Source organism: Bacillus clarus (assembly GCF_000746925.1).
GTDB classification, from domain to species: Bacteria; Bacillota; Bacilli; order Bacillales; family Bacillaceae_G; genus Bacillus_A; species Bacillus_A clarus.
The window spans coordinates 1-7,934 of record NZ_JMQC01000003.1 but is presented as its reverse complement, the minus strand read 5'-3'; the positions used below and the strand labels follow the sequence as shown (position 1 = coordinate 7,934).

Sequence of the window (7,934 nt, the reverse complement as noted above, 5' to 3'; positions counted from 1 at the left end):
GATTTTTGAGTGTTTTTCTCAAAAATACGACCCGTTCCTTGCGGAACTTTTAGCCTTTATATATAGAGTGAGAAGAGAGAGAGTTTTAAAAGTGGTATAAAACGTTGATATAACTAGGTTTATGATGTTTTTCGTGTGTATCGAAAACAATACACATTCGTATCGAAAACAATACACACGAAAATGAGTAAAAAAATAAGATTGACTAATTGTCAATCTTAAAATAATTTATCTGGTAACTCTTTCAATATCTTCATTTTCATAGCTTTATAAAAGATTGCTTTAAGTGCTTCATTTACATTATCCTTATCTCCTGCATAAATAATATGCGGATTTACAAATAATGAATAAGCTTTTGCATTATTTCCCTCAATTCCACTTTCAGCTTTCGCTAATATCCCTTTTTTAACCAAAGAATTTACTGAAAGACTTGTATTCGCTCGTGTTAATCCAATTTTTTTTGCAAGTCCTGAAATATTCAATGGAACTGGATTTTTTGATTTCACATCATCAACAATACAGTTTGAATTAAAAGCAATCGAAGAAACAATATCAATTAAAAATGCTTTTTCTTTAGCCGTAAAGTATTCCCTTTCCCTTAAAAATTCATAATTACTTTGCAAAATTTGAGCAAACCTCACTTTCGACTGAGGACTTTTTTTAGTACCTATGTAAAGCTCTTTACCAGTAGCTTTAGCCATAGTTTCCATGGCTTTTTCCAATTCAACTTCAGAAACATCATTATATAACTCTTGAAATTTTTCATTTTCAATTTCTAAATCTCTTTTTCTAGCATTTCTTTCAGCTTGTCCAAAATCTACAACTTTTGTCATAAAATAATTCTCTCCCTTAGTGGAAGGAATCAACTAACCTATGCTACAATGTGTATAGAATATATATTAGGTTGATTCCAACCTGATTATGAAAAACCGCCTGTCCGCCAAGACATTGGGCGGTTTTTTCGTCTTTCTCTATAATAACATGGAATCCCTTACTAAGGATTCCCATCTGTAGCAAAAACACAACATTCAATCCTCTTTTCCTTCTATATCTTGCTTCTGCAAGGCTCTATCCATTCCGACACGCCTCGTTAATCCTCGACTACTTTCGAAATTCGGTACATAGTTAATATGTAAATGCGGATTGGCTTCATCATCATGTAAAACCATGTTATAAACTACTAGATTTGGATTTCGCTCTTGAAACGCCTCAGCATACCGCTGTAACGCTTCTTTTTTGGCTTCCCTATACTTTGGAATCGTCTTTACCTTCTCCAATCGCTACGACCAATTCTCGTTGCTCATGTGTCTTATCATCTTTATGTATTTTGTCATAGTAATCCTGAATCTTACGGTCATTCCGTTTTTGTTTCTCGTTATACTTGTCCACCGCTTTTTGGAAGACATCCTTGTATACACTCCGGATGTCCTTTTGAACAAAGTAAATATTCTCTTCTAACCTGGCTGGATCGATGCCAGGATTTCCATGAATATTTTCTCTGTTATTGTGGCTCAATGAACTTTGGTGAGATTGATTAAATGAGCTAGAACCCAACATAAAGTGCCACCACTTCCCCTAGATTAATTGATACCATAAGTCTAGCAAAGCGACGAAATGGAGTCAATTAGAGTAACCCTATACATATTTTGACGCTAACGCATCAAAATCGATAGGGATCTGCGACGCTTTTCGGCTACGCCTTGCCATGACTAGCATGGCAAAAAAAGAGCTTGGACTTTGTCCAAACCTACAAGGGAAACTCTTCCCCTTGACCCCATCATTCGAACTCCCCAACCCCTCAATCCTTGAGGGACTCCCTCGCCGGTTGGCGTCCCCAAAACAATTCGTTTTGAGGAACTACCAAGAGGTTGGAAAATCAGCTGAACGTGTCAATTCCTTAATGCTCCTTTTATGGATCAGCACAAACCGCTGAACCATTCCAGTCCGCTTACCATTGACACTTACCGCTTATTAAACTCTCTGTCATAGGTCATGTAGCCATTCCCTTAGCTTATTTCCAAAATTTTTTTCAATACCTTCTTCTTGCAATTCAAAGTCACCCAAAAATAGTTCTGTAGGTTGTTAAATTTTAACACCTACGACTGTTAACCTTGTGTAACTTGAAACCGCCATAAATAGCATTTTCGATAAAATGCTAAAAATAGAAAAAGAGCATTCTTATATATAAGAATGCTCTTTTTCTATTTTTTATATAGTATTACTAACAGCGATCCATACATTTAAACATTACTTGAACACCTATCATTCCTAATCCATTCAAACAAGCCCAACATGCAGTTCCTGCTGTAAGAGGACCAACAACTGTACAAGTTGCTGCACAAGCTATTCCTGCCGTATATAAAACCCAACTAGCAATACCTTGACTTGCTAAACAATCATTTACACAACCCCAGCTAAGTGGTTTAACTTTACTTGTATCAAACTTAACATCTTTCTTATTTACAGTTTCATTAAATTTTAGATCTCCATTAACCCAAAACTTTCCTAAACCTGTATTTTCATCAACATTTGTAGCTATTAACTCTGTAGTTCCATAAACTTCTTCTTTATTTTCTTTAAACACAACATTAATAAAGCTTCCTTTTTCAATACTATTACCTACATAATCTACTTTTACTGAATATTGAATTTCACCATTTTGATATTTAACTCCTTGGATAAAAACAGTATCAAAATCTAATTTAGCATCTTGTAAATCTTGATTATGCACTTTAACAGATCCATTATTAACAAGCTTAATAACATTTTCTTTTAATAGTTTTTGATCAGTATCACTAACTTTAACACTATTTTTTAATATGTCATTGATTGTACTTACATATTTCCCTTCTAATGATGTATCATTAGATGCTGCATTTACTACGTTTTTGTTACTTAAAGTCGGGAACAACATACCTAAAAACAAAACAAACGTTGAAATAATAAGTGAAACTTTTTTCATTTTCCCTCTCCCTTTCTTATTTTAAATCAAGCGCTTATGTAAAAATATTCTAATATATTTCAATTTTTTACAACACATTTCTAGTAAATTCCATTTTTATCTACAATTAATTGAACATTCCGTATTTTTTATGTTGAATTAAGCAATATTATTAAATCAAATATTTATATTTGTACTAAAAAAACCTTTTAAAAATATTTTTCAAAAGGTTTTTTAAAAATATTTCTCAAATACAAAAAGATATAAAAAATATTATATTTTAAATATCACATATTAAATATACACTTCTTCATTTTAATTTAATGAAATAATAACTTATAGGAGTAGATAAAAATGTCTAAATCAAAAAGATTAGAAAACATACTATTTATAGCATGGGCTGTTTCTTTTATTGCAACATGTGGAAGTTTATATTTATCTGAAATTCTAAAATTCGAACCTTGTAATTTATGTTGGTATCAACGTATTTTTATGTATCCTTTAGTTATCTTATTAGGAATAGCTATTATAAAAAAAGATTACAAAATTAGTACCTATAGTTTAATAATTTCTATTATCGGTATAATTATATCTATTTACCATTATGCAATTCAAAAGATTATAACTATTTTGGATTCACCGACATGTGGAAGAATACCATGTACTACAGATTATTTAAACTGGTTTGGATTTATCACAATTCCATTTTTATGCTTAATTGCTTTTCTTATAATCATAATTTGTAGTTTTATGTTAATAAAAAATAACAAAGGAGAACATTAAACATGAAAAAAATACTTATTTTTAGTTCAATTATCATAATATTATTTACTGCTATATTTTTAATAACAAATACAAAAGATGATTACTATAAAAATCAAATCACTCCAAAACAATTACAAAAAGATATAGCTAATAACAAAGAAAAAACGATCTATTTTTATCAAACAAATTGTTCTCATTGTGCCAAAACTTCACCGATTGTAGTACCTTTAAGTCAAAAACTAAATATCAATATGGAAGTTTTAAATTTAGAGGAATATAAAGAAGGATGGGATCTTTTCAAAATTGAAGGAACACCAACAATTGTATTCTATAAAAATGGAAAAGAAATTAATAGAATATCAGGAGAACATTCAGAAAAAACATATCAAGATTGGTTTAAAAATAATAAAGAGAAAAGCTGATGTTATAACATCAGCTTTTCTCTTTATTATTTTTTCTTGTTGATAATGCTGCACAAAGGATAAAAACAACACCGAAAAAATAACCTACCAAAGAAGAATATGGGATTAAATCTTTAATAGCAATTCCACTTATAAAAGAAGAAGCGCTTAATAAACCAAACCCAACTACCCAACGTCTTTCTTTGATCAAAATTATCACTCATTTCTTTTTAATTTTATTTTATCACAACTCCTTGTTTTTAGGTGTGAGTGCTAACTTGTTCGACTTGACAAAGACTAAAAACCAACTAAACTTGCAAAATGCAACGAAGAAGAAGTAAAGATTGTTTGAATACTTTTCTTGAAAAATAATACCTAACCATTGCATAGAGAAAAATTCTTTTTCTCACACCTAAAAGTAAACTTTGGAATATTAGTTTACATTCGAATCACCTTAAACATTGACTTCACAACAAATTCCCTAATATTATCAAAATACACAACAAAAGTATACATTCAAAATATTGTAAATAAAGAGGTAGAAAATCCATGAACAAAAAAGAACAAATCAAATTCAGACTAGATTTTTCACATGATTTCCATAAATCAAAGTAAACAATATTAAATAAAATATTTCCAATATCCTATTACTACAAATAGCAATGAAACTACGGTATAAATAATAGATCCAATAAAAATAGGATTCATGTTTAATTCAAATTTTTCCTCCTCCATTTTTATACCAGTTTGGGCTTGAATTTGGAGCCTAACCCTATTACTAGAAAATCCACCTTTGCTACTGAAAAATCCAATAATTAAAGTAATACAGATTCCAGCAAAAAAAGTTATATCAATGAATTTCCAATCCAAAAACTTTGATACAATGTAGACAATAACTCCTTCGACTATTAAAGTAGCAAATATTCCTAAAGTCTTTTTCATCATATTCATATATCCCTTCTTATCCCAAAATTAAGAACTATTAACATTTAATTTCTAAATTTAAATATAAAAATCCTTTATACATTCGATATATAGTTAACATAACCCCACTTATCAGTAGTCACTGTATCTAGAAAAAACCCCTTCAATTTACTTACTGAAGGGGTTTCGTATTTACATAATTTTCGTTATTGGAAGTAGAATAGTGGTCTTAAAATAATGTATAAGAGATAAAGTCCAAGAAGAATGATAGTAATTATACGTGATGTTGTTGCCAATCTTTGGTTCTCGTACAATTTATTCAAGAAAAAGAAGAACAGGACTATCCAAATTCCCTTTGAAAAAAAGTCATGCAGTATACTGAATATAGCATCAAAAACTTGTATGAAATTCATTGAGCTTCCCCTTCCTTTTTTCCTTATTATACCATTAGGAAGGAGTAATACATCTTGTGATTTTTGTTGTATATGATATACATGCTCGATTAACATAACGTAACATTATCGAAAATTCCTTCTTTTAAAAATCCTCATGATATCAACATTTTGCGCATAGTTTACGACTCATTCTTTATGCTCTATTTTATACATTCCTATAACAGTGCGGATTTTCTGTTTTATTGTTTTGTAATTTTTGTATAAATCTTTGTATATATGGGTTGTCCAAGTTAACAACAATTATTATCAAAACATGTAATTTATTTGGAATATCCATAGTCTAAGGGTAGATTAGAATGGCAGGGTATCGCGCCCTTATACTATATATATTATATTCCTGAAAATTTTAGGGATTCCCAATATATTTTATTCTTCTTTCCTATTCTTTTAAGGGAATAAGCATGTGTATATTTTTATGTGAATAGAATGAACAGATTGCGTGAACAGAATGAACAGTTCACAGGTAATTGCTTGATATATATAGAATTTTTTAGTATGAATGGATGGAAGATAGATGGACATTTGAACAGATTGGAGGTGTTCATGATGGAAAACAACCAAGAATGGATAAGCGTAAATGATCTTGCTAAAAAAGTTGATGTATCTGAAAATACATTAAAGCGCTATATAAGAAGACATGAACAATTCCTTACAGTAAAACAAGGAAATCGTAGCAAATATTTTATTCATTCTGATTCTGTAAAAATCATGAAACAGATAAAAAAGTTGTATAACGATAACATGAATGAAGAGGAAGTTAATAAAAAATTACAAGCAAGTGGAGTACCCTTAATCATTACTGTCTCAACAGATAACAATGGAGTAGAACCTTTATCTATGAACATCTTGGACACCATGAACGGGTTGCATGAACGGCTTGGACAACTTGAACAGATTAATAAAAACCAAAGCGAACAACTTGAAGAACTAAAAGGGCTAGTTAAACAACAAGCTGAACAGCAAAAACAACAACAGGATTTTCAAAAAGCTGTGATTCAAAGAATGGATGAACGTGATCAAAACCTAATGACTATAATCCGTGAAAACCAGGAAACTAAAAAATTGATTGCAAGCACCCAACAAAAAAAGTGGTGGCAATTTTGGAAATAAAAAAAGCCTTGCTTATATGCAGGGCTTTTTTATACAGAATTCTATACGGATTTTTGTACTAATACAGGACATTCGTAAACCGGAAAACCCCCATTATCTCCACAATGTATAAAATCGTGTATAGAAATATTAAAACAAGGACAAAAAGAAATCCGCTTTAAAACAAGGATTCCCCCTTGTCCTTGCTACCGATAATGATGCGTTATGTTAATTAAATATGTATATATTATTCATATTTAATTAATCATTCCTTCTTTTAATTGATTTCATAAAGTCTTTTACACATAATTGTAACTAAAGGGGATGATTCCAAATTGAGTAAACAGAATATTAGCACAAAAGTTTCAGGAGATTTAATTGTTACCCATCTGATTGGCAAGATTAAAACAGATGATGTTAACGAATGGTTTAAAGAATTCGAGGAAGTTTGTCAGCAATTCATTTCCGAAGGTCGGAAATACAAATTGTTAGTAGATAGAAAAGGGTACACTCCAGATCATTTTTCAGTTCAAAAAGCATGGAAAGATAAGTTTTTCAATGAAAACATTTTGAATCATAGTAAAGCAATTGCGTTTCTCCTTGAGGAAGGAGAGATAATGAATTATTTACAACAGTCCAATACAAAAGAATCTGTAAATTTTTTTGATAATTATGAACAAGCATTAATTTGGTTGAATGAATATCCAATATAAAACCTTTAAGAATAGTATTTAGCTAATCCTTTTTTTGTTGAAATCGAAACTACCGATAACGAGAATTATGTCAAAAAGCCGTCCTAATGGACGGCTTTTTATATTTTGTTAGAAGATCCTTTAGAATCTTTGAAAAAGTTAGATGCAATACAACAAACTATTCCAGTAATTAGAATACTATATTTCACCATTTTACTTGTATGCTCAAATAAATTAATTCCATCAATTACATTAAGCATTACAAGTCCCCAAAACACTTGAATCGCTCCAAAACCAAATAATATTTTTCCTGTTCGAGAAAATTTCATCATAGTCTTCCACCTTCCCTATATATATAAATTTTATCATAAAAACAAATAGTAACCCCTTGTTTTTGGGTGTAAGTGCTGGCTAGTCGTGTGGGGGCTAAACCCCACGAATTTAACGTAACTAGATATGGAGTAAGCTTATTGCGTAGAACGATAGAACTGGCGGTTCGGCGGGTACAATTGTTAATCCAAGTCGAGCAACTCAACACCCCGTTTTTGGTCTGTTCGGCTTGGCAACATGCCAACCCCCGCCGAAAAAAGTTTTGCAAGGACAGAATCCAAAAGGCGATAGCCTTTAGGTGAGGCTAAACGAACCGCCTTTTGGATTCTGAGGGTGG

General features: G+C 30.8%; 9 protein-coding genes and 2 pseudogenes. 4 read left to right on the top strand and 7 right to left on the bottom strand.

Translation table 11 applies throughout. The features are described from left to right. Positions 1 to 218: 218 nt before the first annotated feature. From DJ93_RS00105 to DJ93_RS00095, 3 genes and pseudogenes are all read right to left on the bottom strand, one after another. Entirely contained in the window at positions 219 to 833 is a 615-nt protein-coding gene (locus DJ93_RS00105) for a hypothetical protein (RefSeq protein WP_003204248.1), read from the bottom strand. A gap of 207 nt (positions 834 to 1,040) precedes the next feature. After that, positions 1,041 to 1,557, bottom strand: a pseudogene (locus DJ93_RS00100) (plasmid recombination protein); the annotation flags it as partial. Between the two features lie 664 nt (positions 1,558 to 2,221). After that, entirely contained in the window at positions 2,222 to 2,962 is a 741-nt protein-coding gene (locus DJ93_RS00095; RefSeq protein WP_042978622.1) for a hypothetical protein, read from the bottom strand. Positions 2,963 to 3,295: 333 nt separating this feature from the next. Between DJ93_RS00095 and DJ93_RS00090 the strand changes: the two genes are divergently transcribed. Continuing rightward, positions 3,296 to 3,724, top strand: coding sequence for a disulfide oxidoreductase (locus DJ93_RS00090; protein ID WP_042978620.1), 429 nt, complete (start codon positions 3,296 to 3,298; stop codon positions 3,722 to 3,724). A gap of 2 nt (positions 3,725 to 3,726) precedes the next feature. Next, positions 3,727 to 4,128, top strand: coding sequence for a thioredoxin family protein (locus DJ93_RS00085; protein WP_042978619.1), 402 nt, complete (start codon positions 3,727 to 3,729; stop codon positions 4,126 to 4,128). Between the two features lie 10 nt (positions 4,129 to 4,138). Here DJ93_RS00085 and DJ93_RS00080 read toward each other — a convergent pair whose 3' ends face one another. The 3 genes from DJ93_RS00080 to DJ93_RS34580 all read right to left on the bottom strand — a co-directional run bounded on the left by DJ93_RS00080 (position 4,139) and on the right by DJ93_RS34580 (position 5,444). After that, positions 4,139 to 4,318, bottom strand: a complete 180-nt coding sequence (locus DJ93_RS00080; RefSeq protein ID WP_042978618.1) for a hypothetical protein — start codon at positions 4,316 to 4,318, stop codon at positions 4,139 to 4,141. 410 nt (positions 4,319 to 4,728) lie between these two features. Next, a complete protein-coding gene (locus tag DJ93_RS00075; protein ID WP_042978623.1) occupies positions 4,729 to 5,049 on the bottom strand; it encodes a hypothetical protein in 321 nt (106 codons plus the stop codon). Positions 5,050 to 5,237: 188 nt separating this feature from the next. Beyond that, entirely contained in the window at positions 5,238 to 5,444 is a 207-nt protein-coding gene (locus DJ93_RS34580) for a hypothetical protein (RefSeq protein ID WP_080743289.1), read from the bottom strand. Positions 5,445 to 6,032: 588 nt separating this feature from the next. Between DJ93_RS34580 and DJ93_RS00070 the strand changes: the two genes are divergently transcribed. After that, positions 6,033 to 6,596: a DUF3967 domain-containing protein gene (locus DJ93_RS00070; RefSeq protein ID WP_241484224.1), complete on the top strand. Its 564-nt coding sequence runs from the start codon at positions 6,033 to 6,035 to the stop codon at positions 6,594 to 6,596. A 259-nt stretch (positions 6,597 to 6,855) separates the two neighbouring features. Beyond that, positions 6,856 to 7,288 (top strand): annotated as a pseudogene (locus DJ93_RS00065) (STAS/SEC14 domain-containing protein). A 98-nt stretch (positions 7,289 to 7,386) separates the two neighbouring features. On the opposite strand, the gene DJ93_RS00060 reads toward DJ93_RS00065, so the two are convergent. Continuing rightward, positions 7,387 to 7,599 (bottom strand): hypothetical protein, encoded by a 213-nt coding sequence (locus DJ93_RS00060; protein WP_042978614.1) that lies wholly within the window; start codon positions 7,597 to 7,599, stop codon positions 7,387 to 7,389. Positions 7,600 to 7,934 lie beyond the last annotated feature (335 nt).

Excerpts from the sequence above, each read along its gene's own strand:
- DJ93_RS00095 (WP_042978622.1), bottom strand. The coding sequence starts at position 2,962 with ATGAAAAAAGTTTCACTTATTATTTCAACGTTTGTTTTGTTTTTAGGT.
- DJ93_RS00105 (WP_003204248.1), bottom strand. The coding sequence starts at position 833 with ATGACAAAAGTTGTAGATTTTGGACAAGCTGAAAGAAATGCTAGAAAA.
- DJ93_RS34580 (WP_080743289.1), bottom strand. The coding sequence starts at position 5,444 with ATGAATTTCATACAAGTTTTTGATGCTATATTCAGTATACTGCATGAC.
- DJ93_RS00090 (WP_042978620.1), top strand. The coding sequence starts at position 3,296 with ATGTCTAAATCAAAAAGATTAGAAAACATACTATTTATAGCATGGGCT.
- DJ93_RS00070 (WP_241484224.1), top strand. The coding sequence starts at position 6,033 with ATGGAAAACAACCAAGAATGGATAAGCGTAAATGATCTTGCTAAAAAA.
- DJ93_RS00075 (WP_042978623.1), bottom strand. The coding sequence starts at position 5,049 with ATGAAAAAGACTTTAGGAATATTTGCTACTTTAATAGTCGAAGGAGTT.
- DJ93_RS00085 (WP_042978619.1), top strand. The coding sequence starts at position 3,727 with ATGAAAAAAATACTTATTTTTAGTTCAATTATCATAATATTATTTACT.
- DJ93_RS00060 (WP_042978614.1), bottom strand. The coding sequence starts at position 7,599 with ATGATGAAATTTTCTCGAACAGGAAAAATATTATTTGGTTTTGGAGCG.